Consider the following 20,352-nt stretch of genomic DNA (forward strand, 5'->3'; position numbering starts at 1 on the left):
TCAGAGCAGTCCGAGGTCGGCGAGCTTCTGTTCCAGCGCGACCAGGTCGGGAATCAGCGCCAGATCGTCGCCGATCTTCACCGCCGCCAGCTCCAGGGGAGCCAGCTCGACATTGGCGCGCGCCAGTTCCGGCCCGACCTTGTAGGAGCGCGGAATCCCCTGGGCCAGCAGGGCGAGGAACTTCACATGCGGACGGCCGCCCAGCGCGTTGAGCACTATCACCCGGGCACCGTGGCCGATCTGCGCGTGACCGTTGGAAGCGGCCTCGAAGGACAGCAGCGGCAGGCGCAGGTCGCGCCAGGCCACCTGGCCGAGGTACCAGGCCGGAAGCCCCGGCTGGGCCTGCGGCGCACGATAGGGAATCAGTTCGGCCACCGCTACGTTGGGCAACAGCAGCGTGCGGTCGGCCAAGGGCACCAGCAGACCGGTGAGGCTGGCCGGCGTATCGCCTGCAGCCGGCGGATTGGCGACGGCGGCCGGTTCGGCCTCCTGGCGCACGGAAAGATCGTTCATGACTCCACTCCAGTGGTCGCACACTGCGCGGCCAGATGGTTGACCAGGGCCGCGGCGAGTTCGCGCGGATCGGCCGAGAAGCTGCTGTAGCCACCCTCGCGGAGGCTGTCGGGCATGCTCGAACAGGCACAGCTGTCGGCACGCTGGGTCCAGATCTCGGCGCCCTGGCGTCGTACGTAGGCGGCGGCGGCGCTGCCGTCGCTGCACATGCCGCTGAAGACTATCACCCCGCAGCGGCTACCGAAGCGCTGGGCCAGGTTGAGCATCATCTGGTCGATGGACGGACTGTAGGGCTCCGGCCACGGACGCTCGCCCAGCCGCATGCGGCCGTCGTCGGCGAAGCCCAGTTCCTGACGTACCGGCACAACGACTACCTCACCACAGCGCAGCCAGTCCGCATCGCGCGCCGGATTGACGTGCCATTGGCTGTGCCGGCCGACGGCCTGCGGCAGGTTCGCTTCGAAAGCCGGGTCGATGTGCTGCGCATAAAGGAACGCCAGTGGCAGCCCGCCAGGCAGCGCATCGAGGAAAGCCTTCACCGCAGCGGGGCCGCCCAGCGAGGCCGCCAGCAGCCAGACCTGCCGGGCCGGCTCGCCGGCCTGCAGCGGCGAAGCCGCGAGGTCCTCCGGCAAAGCGATGCGTGTGGGTCGTTGTGCCTCGGCGAGCAGCGCCTCCAGGCTCTGCGCAACGTTCGCGCTGGGGTCGCCGACCAGCCGGCGCAGTTTGCCGACCAGGCGCCGCTCCCAGCGCGGATAGTGTTCCGAATGCCGCTCCGGAGCGTGCCCCTCGCCGAACAGCACCGGCACGCTGGACTGCTCCAGCAGGCTGTCCACCAGCGGCGAATCCTCCTGCTGGGCCAGGTCCACCAGCCACAGGTCGGTATCGCACTCGGTCAATTGCGCCTCGTCGACCCGTCCCGGATCGGCGTTGAGAACCACGCGATAACCATGGCCGATCAGTGCCTGCTGCAGCACATGGCGCTGCAGCGAAGTGTCGGCCAGTACCGCGATCCTTGCGCCAGCCTGTTCAGACATGGGCTTTCACCAGTTCTTGGATGCTGTCGAGCAGCTCGGATTCCTGATAGGGCTTGCCCAGATACTGGTTGACACCAATAGCCAGGGCGCGCTCGCGGTGTTTCTCGCCGGTCCGCGAGGTGATCATGATGATCGGCAGGTCCTTCAGGCGCTCGTCGTGGCGGACCAGGGTCGCCACCTCGAAGCCGTCCATGCGCGGCATCTCGATGTCCAGCAGCATGATGTCCGGCTTGTGTTCCTGCAGCTGGGCGATGGCGTCCACCCCGTCCTTCGCGGTCAGCACGTTCATGCCGTTGCGCTCCAGCAGGCGGCTGGTGACCTTGCGCACGGTGACCGAGTCGTCCACCACCATGACCAGGGTCGGCCGCAGCTGCTCGCCGTCCACCGGCGCGGAAGGCAGCGCGCGGCGCGGCTGGGTGTGCAGTGCCAGGGTTGCCAGGCGCGCACGGATGGTTGCCAGGAGGTCGAGAATCACCACCACGCGCCCGTCACCGAGGATGGTCGCGCCGGAGATCCCGCTGACCCCGGCGAACTGCGCGCCCAGGCTCTTCACCACGATCTCGCGGGAGCCGGCGAGCGCATCGACCTGCACCGCCACCGCGTGCTCCGCGGAGCGCACCAGGATCACCGGCAGCGGCAGCGACTGGCCGACCAGCTTCGGCTGCTGCCCGTTGTTCAGCAGGTCGCCGAGGTATTTCAGCTCGTAGTCCTGTCCGGCGTACTCGAAACGTGGTGCATGGCCATCGACCGCGGCGCCTTCATAGAGCGCTTCCAGCTCGTACGGCGAAACGCGGACGATGCCTTCGATGGTGTTCAGCGGGACCGCGTAGAGGTCTTCGCCGGAGAGCACCATCAGCGCGCGGTTCACCGACACGGTGAACGGCAGGCGAATGGCGAAGCGCGTGCCCTGCCCGGCGTCCGAATGGATGTTCATCGAGCCGCCGAGTTGCTTGACCTCGGCGTTGACCACGTCCAGGCCGACACCGCGGCCGGAAATCTGCGTCAGCTTTTCGGCCGTGCTGAAGCCGGCTTCGAGAATGAACTGCAGCACTTCGAAATCGGACAGATCGGCGTCGGGCGCCATCAGGCCACGCTCGATGGCCTTGCGGCGCACCGCATCGAGGCGGATGCCACCGCCGTCGTCGGCGAGCGTCAGGAGGATGTCGCCACCCTCGCGGCCAAGGGTCAGGCGGATGCTGCCGACCTCGGGCTTGCCGGCGGCGCGACGGACGTCGGCCGATTCGATGCCGTGGTCGACGGCGTTACGCAGCATGTGCTCCAGGGGCGCGACTATGCGCTCCAGCACCGTGCGGTCCATTTCGCCGTCGGCGTTACCGACGATGAAGTCGACCTGCTTGCCCAGTTCGCCGGCAACTTGCCGGACGATACGCCGCAGACGCGGCACCAGGCGGTCGAAGGGCACCATGCGGGTACGCATCAGCCCTTCCTGCAGTTCGGTGTTCACCCGTGCCTGTTGCAGCAGCAGGGTCTCGGCATCGCGGTTCTTGGTCGCCAGGGTTTCCTTGAGGTCGAACAAGTCGGAAGCCGATTCGAAGAGGGCCCGCGACAGCTGCTGCAGTTGCGAGTAGCGGTCCATCTCCAGCGGATCGAAGTCTTCGTAGCCGGCGCGCTCGGCGTCGGCCTGGTGGCGCGAGAGAATCTGCGCCTGGGTTTCGGTGTCGAGGCGGCGCAGCTGGTCGCGCACCCGCTCGATGGTCGCTTCCATTTCCGCCAGGGTCGAGCCGACATCGCTTACCTGCTGTTCGACTCGACCGCGGAAGATCGAGGTCTCACCGGCCAGGTTGACCAGGCTCTCCAGCAGCGGCGCCGGCACCTTGACCAGCTCTTGCGGAGCGCGGCGTGCGGCGGCGGCTTGCGCTGCCTCCTGGGCACGCTGAACGAAGGGCAGGACCTTCGGTGCTTCGCTACGCACCGGCTCGGCAACGGCCATGAGCGCACCGCCGGGCAGCGACGGCGCGCGCACCATCGCCTCGATCGGTTCCGGCAGCTCAGGCTGCTCCAGCACTTCCGGCAGGCGCGGTGCAGCCTCGGCCTCGACGGCGGCATCGGCCTCGTCGATGCGCTGGCGCAGGGTATCGACCTCGCTCTGCAGCCCTTCGAAGCCCGACTGCACGTCCAGCAGCAGGCTGTCCGGCCAGGGCGCGCCCTGGCGCTGGGCATCGGTGAGGTGCTCTTCGAGGTCATGCGCGAGGTCGCCGAGACTGACTTGCCCGGCCAGACGCGCGCCACCCTTGAGGGTGTGCAGGATACGCAGCAGTTCATCGAGCGCGCCGTGGTCGCCCTCGGCGTCCCAGCGGCCCAGGGCCTGCTCCATGCCTTCGAGGAGGTCATCCGCCTCTTCGAGGAAGATGTCCAGGATGTCCGCTGCCGGCTCGTCCAGCAACGGCAGGCGGTCCATCAGCGGCTGCAGGCTGACGCTGGAGGGAACGTTCAGTTGTTCGTCGGGATTGCTACGGAAGTGGTTGATGGCCTCGATCAGCGCAGTGCCATCGGGCACGGCACGGTGCGCCTGAACAGCTTCCAGCATCTCCGCCAGGCGGTCATGGCAGCTCTGCAGCAGGCCGAACAGCTGCGAACTGGCGCGCAGACGGCCGGCGCAAAGCGCTTCGTAGAGGTATTCCAGCTCGTGGGCGAGATCGCCGATGGGGCGAATCTCGGCCATGCGCGCGCCACCCTTGAGGGTATGCAGGTCGCGCTGCAAGGCTTCGAGTTCGACGCTGTTGTCGACATTGGCCATCCAGCGCTGCAGCTCGCCGGCAGCGCTTTCGAGAATGTCGAAGCCCTCTTCCAGGAAGATTTCCACCAGCTCCTGGTCATGCACCTCGAAGCTGCTTTCGACGGCTGCCGGCGGCGTGATGGCCTCGGCTTCGGCCGAGGCCTCGAGCGCCTCGGGCTCGCTCTCCGCTTCGTCGAGGAAGGTCTGCAGATCGACTTCCTTGAGCGGCGCAGGCTCGACCTCGACAGCCGGCTCCGGCCACTCGACAACCTCCGCCGACAGTTCTTCCGCGACCTCGGGCAGCAGGGCCACTGCTTCGGCTTCGGCTTCGGCTTCGGCTTCGGCTTCGGCTTCGGCTTCGGCTTCGGCTTCGGCTTCGGCTTCGGCTTCGGCTTCGGCTTCGGCTTCGGCTTCGGCTTCGGCTTCGGCTTCGGCTTCGGCTTCGGCGGCAAGCTCGGGGGCGGCGGCGGACTCAGTCAAGTCCGCCGTCGGGTTGTTGCGGAAATTGCGAATGCTCTGGATCAGCGCCGCCGGATCGGCCAGCACCTGGCCCGCCTGCAGCTGATCGAGCTGCACGGCCAGGCAGTCGTGGCAGGCGTGGAGCAGGTCGGCGAGACCGGCGGAAGCCTGGAATCGACGATCCAGCAGGCCTTCGTAGAGCGACTCCAGCTCGTGGGAAAGATCGCCGATCTCGCGGATGTCGGCCATGCGGGCGCCACCCTTGAGGGTGTGCAAGTCACGCTGCAGCGTCGACAAGGCCGCCAGGGTCTCCGGCGCCTGGCGCCATTGTTCGAGGGCCTGGCCGGCACTTTCGAGGATATCGACTGCCTCTTCGAGGAAGATCGCCACCATCTCGTCGTCGAGCACACGCGACGGAGCGCCCGCGACTTGCAGGTCGACCACGCCGGTCGCTTCGCTTTCCGGCTCGCGCGACTCGGGCGCTTCGGCTGGCCAGTGCAGGCCTTCGGGCAAGTCTTCCGGCGCCGTGGGACGCGGGTTGAGCAGCAGCTCTTCGTCCTCGGCGGGGAAATCTTCCGCGGTCAGGGCATCGAGATCGATGAACTCCTCTTCGACCTCCGGCAGTCCGGCCAGCGGCGATGCAGCTTCGGCTTCGGCTTCGGCTTCGGCTTCGGCTTCGGCTTCGGCTTCGGCTTCGGCTTCGGCAGGCTCGTCTTGCAACGGGTCGGCGTCCAGCAGACCGTGCAGCGCAGCCACTTCGCGCGGGCAGGGCGAAACCTGCAGGGCGGCCGCCACCTGGTCCATCATTCCGATCAGCGCTTCGTGCGCCTCCTCGGCGGCGGAGAAGAAGGTTTCACCTACTTTCAGGCGGCCCTGCTGCACAGCCTCGTAGACCGCCAGCAACGCCTCGCAGAGTTCGTTCATCTGCGGCAATTCAGCCTGCTGCGCACCGCGCCCCAAGGTCGCGAGTTCATCGCGCAGCGCGCCCAGTTCGAGGCGCTCCTCGGGGTGCTCGCGCCAGCGATGCAGCAGGTCTTCGGCGTCGAGCAGGATATCCATGCCCTCGGCGAGGAACACGCCGAGCATGTGTGGATCGGCCACTTCAGTCGCAGTATCGCCGCGACGTTGAGCCGCGACGGCGTCCAGGCGCTCCTGCTGGATCTGCGCGATACGGGCGAGCAGTTCGTCGCTGCCCTCGATCGGCGCCAACGGCTGGCGGGCGCTGAGTTGCTCGAGTCCGTCGCGAATCAGGCGCTCGGCCACCTTCAGCAGTTCGGCTTCGCGCAGGTCGATCTGCAGCAGGTTGGTCTTGAACTCCTTGACCAGCCGCTCCAGCGGCGTGGCGATATCGGCAATCGGCAGAATGCCGGCCATGTGCGCGCTGCCCTTGAGGGTATGCAGCGCGCGCTGCAGGTCGTCTGTGACGGCCTGCGGCAATTCGCGATCGCAGTCGGCGAGGAAGTGCACCAGGGTCTCCAGGTGCGCTTCGGCCTCGTTGCGGAAGATTTCCAGCAGTTGCGGATCGAGCGCCTCTTCACTGTCCTCGGCGTCCACATCCGCGCTTTCCGCGACGGTCTCGGCCTCTTCATCAGAGGGCTGCGGCTGCGGCGGCAGCGGCTGCCCCTTGGCCAGGGCGTGCGCGGTGGCGGCCAGCAGATCGACGTCATCGCGCTGGCGCTGGGCGCTTGCGGCGTACTCTTCGACCAGCTCGGGCATCAGAGCAACCACATCGCCCACTACCTGCAGAACGGCCGGATGCGCGCTAATGCTACGGTCGAGCACGCGGTTGAGCAGGTTCTCGATCGACCAGGCCAATTCGCCGATGACCAGCGCGCGGACCATCCGTCCGCTGCCCTTGAGGGTGTGGAAGGCGCGGCGGATCTCGGTCAGCGCCTCGCGGTCGTCACCGTCGGCGTGCCAGCGCGGCAGGTATTCGTGGATGGTTTCCAGAACCTCGCCGGCTTCCTCGATGAAGACTTCGCGCAGGTCGTCATCCACCGGCTCCTCGTCGGCGGGCGGCGGCAAGAGGCTCGGCGGCACCTCGCGGGCGGGCGGGTTGATCGCCTGGGTCGGCGCGGCCATCACTTCCGCGAGCGAAAGGGGCTTCTCGACGACTTCGGCCACCTCAAGGGCGGCGGGCGGCGACGGCAATTCGACCTCGGGGAGATCCAGGGAGGCCATGTCCAGGGCATCCCAGGCCTGCTCGGCGGCGCTTGGCTGCTCCTCGGAAACCAGCGTCTCGAGAGGGATTTCTTCTGCCCAGGATTCCAGCGTCGGCAGCTCGGCGGGTTGCGACTCCAGCGCCTCGAAGGTCACGGGCTCGTCAGCGCCGGACAGGGCTTGCTCAGCTGCCTCGTTGCCTGCTGCAGGCGCGAGTGCCTCCAACTCGATGTCCCAACTCAGTTCGGCACCGGCGCCAATTGCCGGCTCGCTCAAGGCTTCATCGGCCAAGGGCAGTTCGGCGCTGGCATCCAGCGCCGGCAGTTCATCGAGGGTCCAGCTCGACCCCAGGGTTTCGCCTGGCGCGCTGAAAGGTTCTTCGGAAATGCTCCAGGCTTCGTCGTCGACCGGCGCTGCGGGCGAGTCGAGCGACGGCAGTTCGTCCAGGCTCCAGGTCTGCTCGAGATCGTTCGGCGCGGCAACGGGGGCCGGCTCTGCCAGCTCCCAGCCGGGTTCGACAGCTTCCGTCGACTCGCCAAGCGTGGAGAAGTCGACGACCTCGGTCAGCGGTTCAACGGTCGGAATGGCCGACAGTCCCTCCGACAGCGTCCAGTCCGACTCACCGACCGCTTCGACCGGGGCGTCCAGCGGGGCATCCAGGCTCAGGTCGACGCCGGCTTCGGCGGCCTCGACCGGCTTGCTTTCCGCCAGGGTCCAGTTGTCATCGGAAACCAGCAGCTCCGGCTCGCTCTCGGTGAACGACGCCCCGTTCGGGGCCTCTGCCTCAGCAGCAGTTTCGTTGGCCGCGGGCAGCTCCCAGGCGATGTCGATATCTGGAGCAGCGGCGAGCTCCTCCTCGACCACCGGCAGCTCGAAGATCGGTGCGTCCGCCAGCGGCTCAGCTTCGGGCAGCTCAGCCTCGACAGGCTCGAGCGGCGCTTCAAGGCCCTGCTCCAAGGCAGCTTCGGCAGCGCCCATGGCGGCCAATGACGCGATTTCGTCCAGCGCCTCTGGCTCGATGACCGGCGGCAGGTCGAGGATCGAGGGACGCGGTTGCGACGGATAACCGAGGGCGCCCAGGCTTTCCTCGGCGACATCGAGAATCAGCTCGCCCGAGCTGCTCTGGTCCTCGGACAGGCGCTCGAGGTAGTACTCGACCCCGGTGATGGCGTCGGCCAGGGTGTCCAGGCTCTGCCAATCAGGCACGGCCTTGCGCGCCAGCAACTGCTCCTGGATGTAGCTGTTGCACGACTCCAGCAGCTTGGCCGCGCGCGGTTGGCCGATCATCGCCATGCCGCCGCGGACTTGGGTCAGCAGCTCCGGCACGCGAGTCAGATGCTCGTGATTCCACTGCGAGGCGATGAACTCGATGATCGCGTCCTTGGCCAGCTCCAGGCCATTGCGCGCTTCCCGGATCACCACCTGGTGGATCTGCTCGACGTCGGTGGTCGGCAGACGGTTCTCTTCGCTGCCCTGCTCTTCGGCGGGACCTGCCATGCCGGCCAGGGTCGCCTCGACATAGAGCAGCGCACCGGCGACATCCATCAGGGTCGCGTCGCTGGGCTCGCGCCGGCCATCGGCCAATGCATCCACCACATCGATCTGGTCGAGGATCACCTTGCGCGGCTGACCAAAGCCGAGCACCGCGAGGGTATCGGCGATCTGTTTGAGCGGAGTCACCAAGCCCTTGAGTTCAGACGCTGCGGAACGGTCGCTGCGCACGAACAGGTCTAGGCTGTCCTTGATGCGAACCAGTTCCTCGCACAGGGCACCGACCACCGAGCGCATGGCGTCGCGGTCGGGACCGGCCAGGCGCGCACGTTCCTCGTCGACCACTGCAGCACCCGGCAGGGCTTCGTCCAGGCGGTACTCGTCCTTGACCGCACGCACCTTGGGCGTCTGGTCGGAGGCCTTGGCAACGTAGAAAAGCAGGTTCTTCACCAGCTCGTCCGGCGCCGGCTGGTTCATGCCTTCGACGCCCTGCTCGACCAGGCGTTTAACCTCGCGATCAACCTGGCGCAGCAGGTTGCGAACAGTAGTGCCGTTGGCGACGCTGCCGTTGGCCAGCCCCTCGACGATGGCCGAGGCGATAGTCCACAGGCGACCGAGCGGCGCTTCAGCGCACAGCGTTTCGAGGCGAGCGAAGACGCGCGCCATGTAACCCAGGTTGGTGGCCAGATCCTGGTTGCGCATCACGCCAACCAGCGCCACCTGCAGCATCTGCCGCAGCTTGCGCAGCAGGGCTGGCAGCTCGGCGGTCTGCAGCCGGGCCAGCGCATCTACCGGCAGTACCGGCTTGCCGTGGGACAGGTCGGGGGCGAACAGACTGGTTTCCGAAAGCAGCTTTTCGCCCCGCGCGGCGCGAAGGTCGTTGAGCAGTGGCAGCACGACCATCGGCAGGTCGCGGCGCGCGCTCTGGATGCGATCGAGGTAGACCGGCAGCTGCAGGATGGCCTGCATCAGCACTTCCAGGGCCTCGCCCTGGCTGGGGGTGCGCTTGTCGATCAGGGCCTGGGTGAGCTGCTCCATTTCTTCGGCGAGCAAGGCTGCGCCGTAGAATTCCACCATCTGCAGAGTGCCCCGCACCTGATGCACATAGGCCAGGCAGAAGCCCATGCGCGTCGGATCCTGCGGATTTTCGACATAGGACTCCAGAGCCTGCCGCGCTTGCTTGAGCGTTTCGGCAATCTCGCCTTTCACCCATTCGAGGGCGACATAATCGTGCCGATCACCCATAGCCACTCCACTCATGTGTCTGTGTCATCCCTTGCGGGTAAAGGCCAGAACGCGCTCATCGGCCACCGGTTCAAGCTCCGGGTGGCGCCAGTCGACCACTTCACCCGGGCCCACCACCAGCAATCCTCCCGGCGCCAGGCGCTCGGCCAGGCGGTTGAGGATTTCCCGGCGTCGCCAACGGCGGAAATAGATCAGCAGGTTCTGACAAAAGATCACGTCCAGGCCGGACATAGGCGCCTGCGCCAGTTCCAGCACGTTCAATCGCGTACAGCAGACCCGCTCGGTCAGTTCCGGCAGCACCCGGAAGCGGCCCTCGGACTCCTCGCGGAAGTAGCGCTGTGCCAGCTCCGCGTCGACATCTTGCAGCTTGCGTGCCGGGTACAAGGCTTCGCGCGCCTTGCCCAGCGCATTGAGACTGATATCGGTGCCGGTCACCCCGTAGAGCGCCGGCAGCTCCTGCTCACGCAGCACCTCGGCAACAGCCATCGCCAGCGAGTAGGGCTCCTCCCCGCTCGAGCAACCTACGCTCCATAGCGCGAGTGGCCGGTCCAGACCAACCAGGCGGCCGCGCAGGTACTCGACCAGTAGCTCGAAGGACGGCCGATGGCGAAAGAAGCGGGTCTCCTGGACGGTCAGGCGATCCAGCAGGTTCGACCATTCGACCGCACCGCGCGGGCCGTCAGTGACCTGGCGGTAATAGCTTGCGTAGTCGTTGATGCCCAGTTCGCGCATGCGCGCGCCCAGGCTGGTCTGCAGGAAGGCGCGGCGCTGCTCGTTGACCACGACGCCGGTCCGATCCTCCAGCAGAGCCTGCCAGTCGCGGAACTCCGCTGCCGACATGTCGGCCAACGGCTGCAACGACCAGACGCCCGGTGCCTGCATGTCGCGCCCCTCGCTCAAGGCTTTCGCGCGCGGCCCCTTTCAGGACCGCGCACCTCCTGCTCAGGCCTGTTCCAGGTCCGGCAGCTTGAAGCCGGACACCGAGTTGCGCATCTCGCTGGCCATCTTCGCCAAGTTACCGATGCTGCGCGCAGTGGCGGTGGTACCGGCGGAGGTCTGCGAGGTGATCTCCTGGATCACGTTCATGGTGTTGGAAATGTGGCCGGCCGAAGAGGCCTGCTGACGGGCGGCGTTGGAGATGTTCTGGATCAGCGCCGCCAGGGTCTTGGATACCTTCTCGATCTCTTCCAGGGCCACACCGGCGTCCTGCGCCAGGCGAGCACCGCGGACCACTTCGGAGGTGGTCTGCTCCATCGAGATCACCGCTTCGTTGGTGTCGGTCTGAATGGTCTTTACCAGCGCTTCGATCTGCTTGGTCGCCGCGGAGGAACGTTCCGCGAGGCGCTGTACTTCGTCCGCTACCACGGCGAAACCACGGCCCGCGTCGCCGGCCATGGACGCCTGGATCGCGGCGTTCAGGGCGAGGATGTTGGTCTGGTCGGCGATGTCGTTAATCAGGCTAACGATGTCACCGATCTCCTGGGACGATTCACCGAGGCGCTTGATCCGCTTCGAGGTGTCCTGGATCTGCTCACGGATGTTGTCCATGCCGGTGATGGTGTTGTGCACCACCTCGTTGCCCTTGTTGGCGATGGCTACCGAACGTTCCGCTACCGCGGAGGATTCGCTGGCGTTCGCCGATACCTGGTCAATGGACACCGCCATTTCGTTGATCGCCGCGGATGCGCCGGCGATTTCCTGCGCCTGGTGCTCGGAAGCCTCGGCCAGGTGCATCGCCGTAGCCTGGGTTTCCTGGGCGGCGGCGGCCACCTGCACGGCGGTCTGGTTGATGGTTTCCACCAGCTCGCGGAGCTGGTCGATGGAGTAGTTGATGGAGTCCGCGATGGCGCCGGTGAAGTCTTCGGTCACGGTCGCAGCCACGGTCAGGTCACCGTCCGCGAGGTCGGCAATTTCGTCGAGCAGACGCAGAATCGCCGCCTGGTTACGTTCGTTCTTTTCCGCGGTCTCGGACAGCCGGCGGTTGGTTTCACGCACCATCACCAGGCCGATGAGGATGATCGAACCCAGCGCGATGATCGCCAGGGCGATGTTGGCGAACTGGTTCAGGTGACGGCCACCGGCCAGGTTCTCGAAGCCGTCGGCCAGCTTGGAAGCCTTGTCCAGCAGGGTTTGCGAGCTGGTGAAGATGGTGTTTGCCGATTCGCGAACCTGGAACAGCTCGGGCGAGGTCTCGAGGATTTCGTCCACCGAGCCGGAAACGAATTCGAACAGCTCGGAAATCTCGTTCAGGCGGTCCAGCGCTTCGGCGTTGGTCACCTTGGTGATGTTCATCGCCGCGTTGCCTTCCTTCATGCCTTTCAGCACACGGCCGAAGAGGCTGGCGTCGCGACCGAAGCTGTCGGCGGCCTGCACCGAGTTCTCGTCGCCGGCGAGCACCTTGTTCACCGAGCCGAGGATACGTTCGGCGAGCAGCGATTGGCGCTGGGCTACCGCGACCTGCTCGGCCGGGGCGCCGTTCTCCAGGAGGATGTCCACGACTTCCTCGTAGGTGACCTGCAGCTGCGGGATGGTTTCGGCGAGGGTCGCTGCCACCTGGTGCAGGGACAGCACGGTCTGCTCGCTGGCGAGGATGGAGTCGGTGTTCTTGCGCAGCTGGTCCCAGTCCTTCTGCACGTCGGCCATCTGCGGCTGAACCATCGCCGGGCTCGGCGGCAGGCCGGTGGTTTCGTCACCCTTCTGCAGCACGTTCCAGCGCTTTTCGAAGTCGTTGCGTGCTTCTTTCAGCAGCTTGAACGCCTCGCTCTTGCCCGCCGCCGCTTCGGTGGCGTTCTTCGCGATACGCTGCGAGAGCACGCGCAGTTCGCCGGCGTGGCCGATGTACTGCTTGTCGTGGTTCGACTGCGTGTTGAGGTAGGCGAAGTTGGCGAACAGCAACACGATCGCGACGATCAGAACGATGAACAGCACCGCGATCAGTGAGCTGCTACGCGCGCCCGAAAAGAGATTGCCAGTCTTGATTTTCTTCATATGCGGCCCCCGCCTGGACCTACCACGCTTACGATTTCCATGTCTCGACTAAGGGCCGGAGTCCCGACCCAACCGGTTCCAACTAGCTTGCGACTTCGAGGAAGCCCGGGTGCTGTGCCAGCACGTGTGGGCTGAACACCAACCAGGGTTGCTCCCGATGGAAGACACCATGGATGAATGGCTGCAGCGCGGCCTCCAGAGGTGGCAGCTGTTCGCTGAATGTATCCACCGGGAAATGCTGCATACCGAATACTTCGTCGACGATCAGTCCGGCGAATACCTCGCCATGCTCGACCACCAGCACCCGACGCTGTTTGCGCAGGGCCGACAGTTCGGCACCGAGGAAGCCACACAGGTCCATGATCGGCAGCAGGCGGCCACGCACGTTGGCCACGCCCTTTACCCAGTCGCGCACGCCCGGCAGCAAGGTGTAGCGGGGTTCATGGAGAACCTCGGCGACCTCGCCCATGGGTGCGACAAACAGCCGGCCCGCCATGCGGAAGCCGATACCGTTCCAGCTCTGCACGACCTCGCGCTGCGCGGGCAGGCCCGCAGCCAGGAGGCGGCAACGCTGGTCGATTTCATAGAGGAGCTGGAAGGGAGTCTGGACTTCCGACATGCCGGCCCTGGCCTTTTTTCTAATAGTTATTAGCGCGCCGTCCGGCTTCAGCCGGCCAGCACTGCATTGATGGTCTTGAGCAGGGTGTCTTCGTCGACCGGCTTGGTCAGGTAGTCGCGCGCGCCCTGGCGCTTGCCCCAGACCTTGTCGGTTTCCTGATCCTTGGTGGTGACGATGATGACCGGGATGGCACTGGTTTCCGGGTCCTTGGACAGCTGCCGGGTGGCCTGGAAGCCGTTCAGCCCGGGCATGACGATGTCCATCAGGACCACGTCCGGCTTTTCCTGGCGAGCCAGGGCCACGCCGTCGGCGCCATTTTCCGCCTTGAGTACCTGATGCGAGTGCTTCTCCAGCATCGCGGTCAGCTTGTACATCTCGGTCGGCGAGTCATCAACAATCAGGATTCGAGCCATGGGGTTCCCCTAGGAAAAGGCATCACCGGCACAAAGGCCGGACATCAGGAAGCTTGCTCCACCGGGGTGAAGTCGGGCACATGGGTCTTGATGGCGCCGAGCAGCTCTTCCTTGCTGAAAGGCTTGGTGAGGTACTGGTCGGAGCCGACGATTCGACCCTTGGCCTTGTCGAACAGGCCGTCCTTGGAGGACAGCATGATCACCGGGGTGGATTTGAAGGCGCTGTTGTTCTTGATCAGGGCGCAGGTCTGATAGCCGTCGAGTCGCGGCATCATGATGTCGACAAAGATGATGTTGGGATGGGTATCGGCAATCTTCGCCAGAGCGTCGAAGCCGTCGATCGCCGTGATGACGTCACAGCCGACTTTCTTCAGCAAGGTTTCCGCGGTGCGACGAATCGTTTTGGAATCGTCGATCACCATTACCTTCAAACCATCGGAATGCTGTTCCATGTTCGCCCTTAGCATCTCGGTGAATCGTTACTGTCTTATATTCAGTGCGCTAACGCCCTGCCACCGTCGGGCTGCGACCCAATCGTCGGAGTCTTTTAGCACACTCTCCCCGTTCCATCCATAACACCCCGGAGGCACCGGCTTTTCCTTGACCGGGATCGCCTCCAGCGCCACTCTGAGCGTCCTTTTCAGCCCTTTTCGGCGCGGTTTCTCGCCGCACCCTGCCCCTTTCGGAGACCCCCCCATGAGCGTACGCGTGGGCATCGTGATGGACCCCATCGCGAGCATCAACTTCAAGAAGGACAGCTCCCTGGCGATGCTGCTGGCGGCCCAGGCACGAGGCTGGTCGCTCTTCTATATGGAACAACAGGATCTTTACCAGAAGGCGAACACTGCCCATGGGAAGGTTCGCGCCCTGAAAGTCTTCAACGATGCCGAGCACTGGTACGAGCTGGCCGAGGAGACCGACCTGCCGCTGTCCGAGCTGGACGTGATCCTGATGCGCAAGGATCCGCCCTTCAACAACGAGTTCATCTATTCCACATATCTGCTGGAGCAGGCCGAACGCGCCGGCACCCTGGTGGTGAACCGCCCGCAGAGCCTGCGCGACTGCAACGAGAAGTTCTTCGCCACCTTGTTCCCCCAATGCACGCCGCCGACCCTGGTCACTCGGCGCGGGGACATTCTGCGCGAGTTCGCCGCCGAACATCGTGACATCATTCTCAAACCCCTCGAAGGCATGGGCGGCACCATGATCTTCCGCCACCGCGAGGGCGACCCGAACCTGTCGGTGATCCTCGAGACCCTGACCCTACATGGCCACCAGCAAATCATGGCGCAGCGCTATATCCCGGAGATCAAGGATGGCGACAAGCGCATCCTGATGATCGATGGCGAGCCGGTGGAATATTGCCTGGCGCGCATTCCGGCGCAGGGCGAGACGCGCGGCAACCTCGCCGCCGGTGGCCGCGGCGTGGCCCAGCCGTTGTCCGAGCGCGATCGCTGGATCGCCGAACAGGTCGGCCCGCAGCTGCGCGAACGCGGCCTGCTGTTCGTCGGCCTGGACGTGATCGGCGACTACCTCACCGAGATCAACGTCACCAGCCCGACCTGCATCCGCGAGATCGACAAGGCCTACGACACGCGCATCGGCGAGCGTCTGATGGACGCCATCGAGGGCAAGCTCAAGGCGCACGCTGCGCAGCCGCAAGTTTGACGCAGCCGACAACTTGACGCTTGCCGCTTGCAGGCGACGGCCGGGGAAAGCAGACTTCGCCCACCCCGGCCAGCTCGAACCGTAATGAACGCTGCAACCTCCCCCCAAGCCTTCGAATCCTCCGGCGTCCGCCCGGCGGACCGGCTGGGCTTCACCCTGTTCGTGGCCGCCGTGCTGCACGTCGCGCTAATCCTCGGCGTGGGCTTCTCCATGCCCAAGCCGAGCCTGCTGAGCAAGACCCTGGAAATCACCCTGGCCACCTTCAAGAGCGAGAAGAAGCCGGAGAAGGCCGATTACCTGGCACAGATGAACCAGCAGGGCAGCGGCACCCTGGACAAGAAAGCGGTGCCCAAGACCACAGAGAAGGCCCCCTTCCAGGACTCGGAGGCGAAGAAGGTCACCCTTCCGCAGACGCCGAAGCAGGTGCAAAAGGAAGAAGCACCCAAGACTGCCGTGACCACCAAGTCGCCGCGCCAGCAGAAAGTGCAGACCAAGCAGCAGACGCCCAAGGCCGAACCTGTTGCCGATCCTGTGCCGCAATTCGACTCCAGCGAGCTCTCGGCGCAGATTTCCAGCCTCGAGGCCGACCTCGCCAAGGATCGCCAGGCCTACGCCAAGCGTCCGCGCATCCAGCGCCTGACCGCCGCCTCGACCATGCGCGACAAGGGCGCCTGGTACAAGGAAGAGTGGCGCAAGAAGATCGAGCGCATCGGCAACCTCAATTACCCCGACGAGGCCCGTCGCCAGCGTGTCTATGGCAGCCTACGGCTGCTGGTTTCGATCAACCACGACGGTTCGCTGTACGAAGTGCAGGTGCTGGAGTCTTCCGGCCAGCCACTGCTCGACCAGGCCGCCCAACGCATCGTGCGCCTGGCCGCGCCCTTCGCGCCCTTCACCGGCGATCTGGCGGACATCGACCGCCTGGAAATCATCCGCACCTGGCGCTTCGAGCGCGGCGACCGCCTGTCGAGCCGGTAGGCCGTGCGCCTCCCTTGTTTTAGGGGCCCTGGTGCTTGCAGGGCCTTTCGCTTAGCCGGAAACTAGCCGGCATGAATACAGCGCCCACCTACCTCAAGCACCACTTCCTGATCGCCATGCCGCACATGGCCGATCCCAACTTTGCCCAGACCGTCACCTACCTGGTCGAGCACAACGAGCAGGGCGCCATGGGCCTGGTGATCAACCGCCCGAGCGGCCTCACGCTCAGCGACGTGCTCGAACAACTGCGCGCGGACGAACTGCCGCCGGCACGCTGCCAGGGCATCACTATCTATAACGGCGGCCCGGTGCAGACCGATCGCGGCTTCGTCCTGCATCCAGCCGGCCAGCAGTTCCAGGCCACCCTGGAGCTGGGCGAGCTTAGCCTCTCCACCTCGCAGGACGTGCTGTTCGCCATCGCCGACGGCAGCGGTCCGCAGAAGAGCCTGATCACCCTCGGCTACGCCGGCTGGGAAGCCGGCCAGCTGGAAGCAGAGCTCGCCGACAATGCCTGGCTGACCTGCCCGGCCGATCCCTCGGTGCTCTTCGACGTCCCCCACGAGCAGCGCCTGGCCGCTGCCGCCGAGCGCCTGGGCATCAACCTCGCCCTGCTCACCGCGCAAGCCGGGCACGCCTGATGAGCGCGCCCCGCCTGCTTCTCGGTTTCGACTACGGCACCAAGCAAATCGGCGTGGCCGTCGGCCAGGCGATCACCGGCCAGGCCCGCGAGCTGTGCGTGCTCAAGGCACAGAACGGCGTGCCGGACTGGAACCGCGTCGAAGCGCTGATCAAGGAATGGCAACCAGACGCCATCGTCGTCGGCCTGCCGTTGAACATGGACGGCACGCCCAGCGAGATGAGCGAGCGCGCGGAGAAGTTCGCCCGCCGCCTAAACGGCCGCTACAACCTGCCGGTGCACACCCACGACGAGCGCCTGACCACCTACGCCGCCAAGGGCGAACGCCTGGCCCAGGGCCAGCGCGATGGTTATCGCGAACGCCCGGTGGACGCGCTGGCCGCTGCCCTGTTGCTCGAAGGCTGGCTGGCCGAACACGGCACCGCTTGATCTGCGACAGCGCCGGATTCGCTGCAACCGCTAATCTAGAGCCTGTGCCCGCGCCGTCGGGCACACATGGAATCACCGGCGGCCTGCGGGCTGCCCCGAGCCCCAGGAGATGACATGACCCTGCCAAGCCCCGCCGAACTCCTGCCGCGCATGGCCACCGAGCTGCGCAACCACCTCGCCTCCCGCGGCATAGACTCGCCGCGCTTCGTGGGCATCCACACCGGCGGCATCTGGGTCGCCCAGGCGCTGCTCAAGGAACTGCACAGCGAGGAGATCCTCGGCATCCTCGACGTCTCCTTCTACCGCGACGACTTCACTCGCAGCGGCCTGCACCCGCAGGTGCGCCCGTCCGAGCTGCCGTTCGAGATCGACGGCCAGCACCTGGTCCTCGTGGACGACGTGCTGATGAGCGGCCGCACCATCCGTGCCGCGCTCAACGAGCTGTTCGACTACGGCCGTCCGGCAAGCGTGACGCTGGTCTGCCTGCTCGACCTGAATGCCCGTGAACTGCCGATTCGCCCCGATGTGGTGGGACAAACCCTGTCGCTGGCACCCAATGAACGGGTAAAATTGCGCGGTCCCGCACCACTCGCACTCGAGCGCACCCTCATCGGCGCGCTCTGAGCACGCGCGCACCCTTCTTCCGACCTTTCAGGGCCTGCCACATGCCGACAGACGCCAAGCGCCCGCTGCAGCTCAACGACCAGGGCCAGCTGCGCCATTTCCTCTCGCTCGACGGCCTGCCCCGCGAGCTGCTGACCGAGATCCTCGACACCGCCGACTCCTTCCTCGAAGTGGGTGCCCGCGCGGTCAAGAAAGTCCCGCTGCTGCGCGGCAAGACCGTGTGCAACGTGTTCTTCGAGAACTCCACGCGCACCCGCACCACCTTCGAACTGGCCGCCCAACGGCTTTCCGCCGACGTCATCACGCTGAACGTGTCGACCTCCTCGACCAGCAAGGGTGAGACCCTCACCGACACGCTGCGCAACCTCGAGGCCATGGCTGCCGACATGTTCGTCGTGCGCCACAGCGACTCAGGCGCTGCGCACTTCATCGCCGAGCACGTCAGCCCGAAAGTGGCCGTGATCAACGGCGGCGACGGCCGCCACGGCCACCCGACCCAGGGCATGCTCGACATGCTCACCATCCGCCGCCACAAAGGCAGCTTCGAGAACCTCTCGGTAGCCATCGTCGGCGACATCCTGCACTCGCGGGTGGCGCGCTCCGACATGCTGGCGCTGAAGACCCTGGGCTGCCCGGACATCCGCGTCATCGCCCCGCGCACCCTGCTGCCGGTGGGCCTTGAGCAGACCTACGGGGTCAAGGTGTTCACCAACGCCGACGAAGGCCTCAAGGACGTCGACGTGGTGATCATGCTGCGCCTGCAGCGCGAGCGCATGGCCGGCGGCCTGCTGCCCAGCGAAGGCGAGTTCTTCAAGCTCTACGGCCTGACCCAGAAGCGCCTGAAGCTGGCCAAGCCCGACGCCATCGTCATGCACCCGGGCCCGATCAACCGCGGCGTGGAAATCGAATCCGCCGTCGCCGATGGCGAGCAATCGGTGATCCTCAACCAGGTGACCTACGGGATCGCCATCCGCATGGCCGTGCTGTCCATGGCCATGAGCGGGCAGAACGCCCAACGCCAGCTGGAACAGGAGGACGCGCAATGACCGTCAGCATTCACGGCGCCCGCCTGATCGACCCGGCCAGCGGCCTGGACAAGGTCTGCGACATCCACATCGAAGCCGGCCGCATCATCGCTCTCGGCGACGCCCCGGCCGACTTCCATGCCGCCCAGGCGATCGACGCCGCCGGCCTGGTCGCCGCGCCCGGCCTGGTCGACCTCAACGTCGCCCTGTGCGAACCGGGCTACAGCCGCAAGGGCAATATCGACAGCGAAACCCGCGCCGCCGCGGCCGGTGGCGTCACCAGCCTGTGCTGCCCGCCGCAGACCAAGCCGGTGCTCGACACCACCGCCGTAGCCGAACTGATCCTCGACCGCGCTCGCGAGGCCGGCAATGCCAAGGTCTTCCCGATCGGCGCGCTGACCCGCGGCCTGGCCGGCGAGCAGCTGTCCGAACTGGCGGCCCTGAGCGGCGCCGGTTGCGTAGCCTTCACCAACGGCCTGGCGCCGGTGGCCAGCAACCGCGTGCTGCTGCGCTCCCTGGAGTACGCGGCGACCTTCGACCTGACGGTGATCTTCACCTCCCAGGACGCCGAACTGGCCGAAGGTGGCCTGGCCCACGACGGCCCCACCGCTGCCTTCCGCGGCCTGGCCGGCATTCCGGAAACCGCCGAAACCGTGGCCCTGGCGCGCAACCTGCTGCTGGTCGAGCAAAGCGGCGTGCGTGCGCACTTCAGCCAGCTCACCAGCGCCCGTGGCGTGGAACTGATCGCCCAGGCGCAGGCCCGCGGCCTGCCGGTGACCGCCGACGTGGCGCTGTACCAGCTGATCCTCACCGATGAAGCGCTCGCGGACTTTTCCAGCCTCTACCACGTGCAACCGCCGCTGCGTTCCCGCAAGGATCGCGACGCCCTGCGCGAAGCGGTGAAGAGCGGCGTGATCACCGCCATCGCCAGCCACCACCAGCCCCACGAGTTCGATGCCAAGAACGCCCCCTTCGCCGCCACTGAACCGGGCATCAGCAGCGTCGAACTGCTGCTGCCGCTGGCCATGACCCTGGTGCAGGACGACCTGCTCGACCTGCCGACGCTGCTCGCGCGCCTCTCCAGCGGCCCGGCGAACGCCCTGCGCCTGCCGGCCGGCCGAGTCGCCGTGGGCCAGGCCGCCGACCTCGTGCTGTTCGAGGCCGAAGGCCAGACCCTGGTTGGCGAAAGCTGGTACTCGCGCGGGCACAACTGCCCGTTCAGCGGCCACCTGCTGCCGGGTGCGGTGCGCTGCACCCTGGTGGATGGACACATCGTCCACGCGATCTGAGCCTCCCAGGCATCAAAAAGCCCGCCGACTGGCGGGCTTTTTC

At 66.2% G+C, this 20,352-nt stretch carries 15 protein-coding genes; 7 read left to right on the forward strand and 8 right to left on the reverse strand.

Going from position 1 to position 20,352, the window contains the following annotated elements:
- The 8 genes from ACA097_RS10495 to pilG form a co-directional block, all read right to left on the reverse strand.
- Entirely contained in the window at positions 1-513 is a 513-nt protein-coding gene (locus tag ACA097_RS10495) for a chemotaxis protein CheW (RefSeq protein ID WP_371370082.1), read from the reverse strand.
- On the reverse strand, positions 510-1,547 hold the full coding sequence (locus ACA097_RS10500) for a chemotaxis protein CheB (protein WP_371370083.1): 1,038 nt from the start codon (positions 1,545-1,547) through the stop codon (positions 510-512). The genes ACA097_RS10495 and ACA097_RS10500 overlap by 4 nt, the downstream gene beginning before the upstream one ends.
- Entirely contained in the window at positions 1,540-9,639 is an 8,100-nt protein-coding gene (locus ACA097_RS10505) for an Hpt domain-containing protein (RefSeq protein ID WP_371370084.1), read from the reverse strand. Before ACA097_RS10505 ends, ACA097_RS10500 begins: the two co-directional genes overlap by 8 nt.
- A 24-nt stretch (positions 9,640-9,663) precedes the next feature.
- Positions 9,664-10,521, reverse strand: a complete 858-nt coding sequence (locus ACA097_RS10510) for a protein-glutamate O-methyltransferase (protein ID WP_043248641.1) — start codon at positions 10,519-10,521, stop codon at positions 9,664-9,666.
- A 60-nt stretch (positions 10,522-10,581) separates the two neighbouring features.
- On the reverse strand, positions 10,582-12,627 hold the full coding sequence (locus tag ACA097_RS10515) for a methyl-accepting chemotaxis protein (RefSeq protein WP_043248639.1): 2,046 nt from the start codon (positions 12,625-12,627) through the stop codon (positions 10,582-10,584).
- A gap of 82 nt (positions 12,628-12,709) precedes the next feature.
- Positions 12,710-13,246, reverse strand: a complete 537-nt coding sequence (locus ACA097_RS10520) for a chemotaxis protein CheW (protein ID WP_043248637.1) — start codon at positions 13,244-13,246, stop codon at positions 12,710-12,712.
- Between the two features lie 47 nt (positions 13,247-13,293).
- Positions 13,294-13,659 carry a twitching motility response regulator PilH gene (gene pilH / locus ACA097_RS10525; protein WP_043248635.1) on the reverse strand — a complete coding sequence of 122 codons (366 nt, stop codon included), beginning with the start codon at positions 13,657-13,659 and terminating at the stop codon, positions 13,294-13,296.
- Between the two features lie 44 nt (positions 13,660-13,703).
- A complete protein-coding gene (pilG, locus tag ACA097_RS10530) occupies positions 13,704-14,111 on the reverse strand; it encodes a twitching motility response regulator PilG (RefSeq protein ID WP_009615249.1) in 408 nt (135 codons plus the stop codon).
- 244 nt (positions 14,112-14,355) lie between these two features.
- On the opposite strand from pilG, the gene gshB reads away from it, so the two are divergent.
- From gshB to ACA097_RS10565, 7 genes are all read left to right on the forward strand, one after another.
- A complete protein-coding gene (gshB, locus tag ACA097_RS10535; RefSeq protein WP_043248632.1) occupies positions 14,356-15,327 on the forward strand; it encodes a glutathione synthase in 972 nt (323 codons plus the stop codon).
- Between the two features lie 84 nt (positions 15,328-15,411).
- Complete coding sequence (locus ACA097_RS10540; protein WP_043248631.1) at positions 15,412-16,305, forward strand: energy transducer TonB; 894 nt, start codon at positions 15,412-15,414, stop codon at positions 16,303-16,305.
- A 71-nt stretch (positions 16,306-16,376) separates the two neighbouring features.
- Complete coding sequence (locus ACA097_RS10545; RefSeq protein ID WP_043248630.1) at positions 16,377-16,943, forward strand: YqgE/AlgH family protein; 567 nt, start codon at positions 16,377-16,379, stop codon at positions 16,941-16,943.
- A complete protein-coding gene (gene ruvX, locus ACA097_RS10550) occupies positions 16,943-17,371 on the forward strand; it encodes a Holliday junction resolvase RuvX (protein WP_371370085.1) in 429 nt (142 codons plus the stop codon). The genes ACA097_RS10545 and ruvX overlap by 1 nt, the downstream gene beginning before the upstream one ends.
- Before the next feature lie 114 nt (positions 17,372-17,485).
- Positions 17,486-17,995, forward strand: coding sequence for a bifunctional pyr operon transcriptional regulator/uracil phosphoribosyltransferase PyrR (pyrR, locus tag ACA097_RS10555; protein WP_043248627.1), 510 nt, complete (start codon positions 17,486-17,488; stop codon positions 17,993-17,995).
- Positions 17,996-18,036: 41 nt separating this feature from the next.
- Positions 18,037-19,041, forward strand: coding sequence for an aspartate carbamoyltransferase catalytic subunit (locus ACA097_RS10560; protein WP_043248624.1), 1,005 nt, complete (start codon positions 18,037-18,039; stop codon positions 19,039-19,041).
- Positions 19,038-20,309: a dihydroorotase gene (locus ACA097_RS10565; RefSeq protein ID WP_371370086.1), complete on the forward strand. Its 1,272-nt coding sequence runs from the start codon at positions 19,038-19,040 to the stop codon at positions 20,307-20,309. Before ACA097_RS10560 ends, ACA097_RS10565 begins: the two co-directional genes overlap by 4 nt.
- Positions 20,310-20,352 lie beyond the last annotated feature (43 nt).

Source organism: Pseudomonas sp. QL9 (assembly GCF_041409665.1).
In the GTDB taxonomy this organism is placed as follows: Bacteria; Pseudomonadota; Gammaproteobacteria; order Pseudomonadales; family Pseudomonadaceae; genus Pseudomonas; species Pseudomonas knackmussii.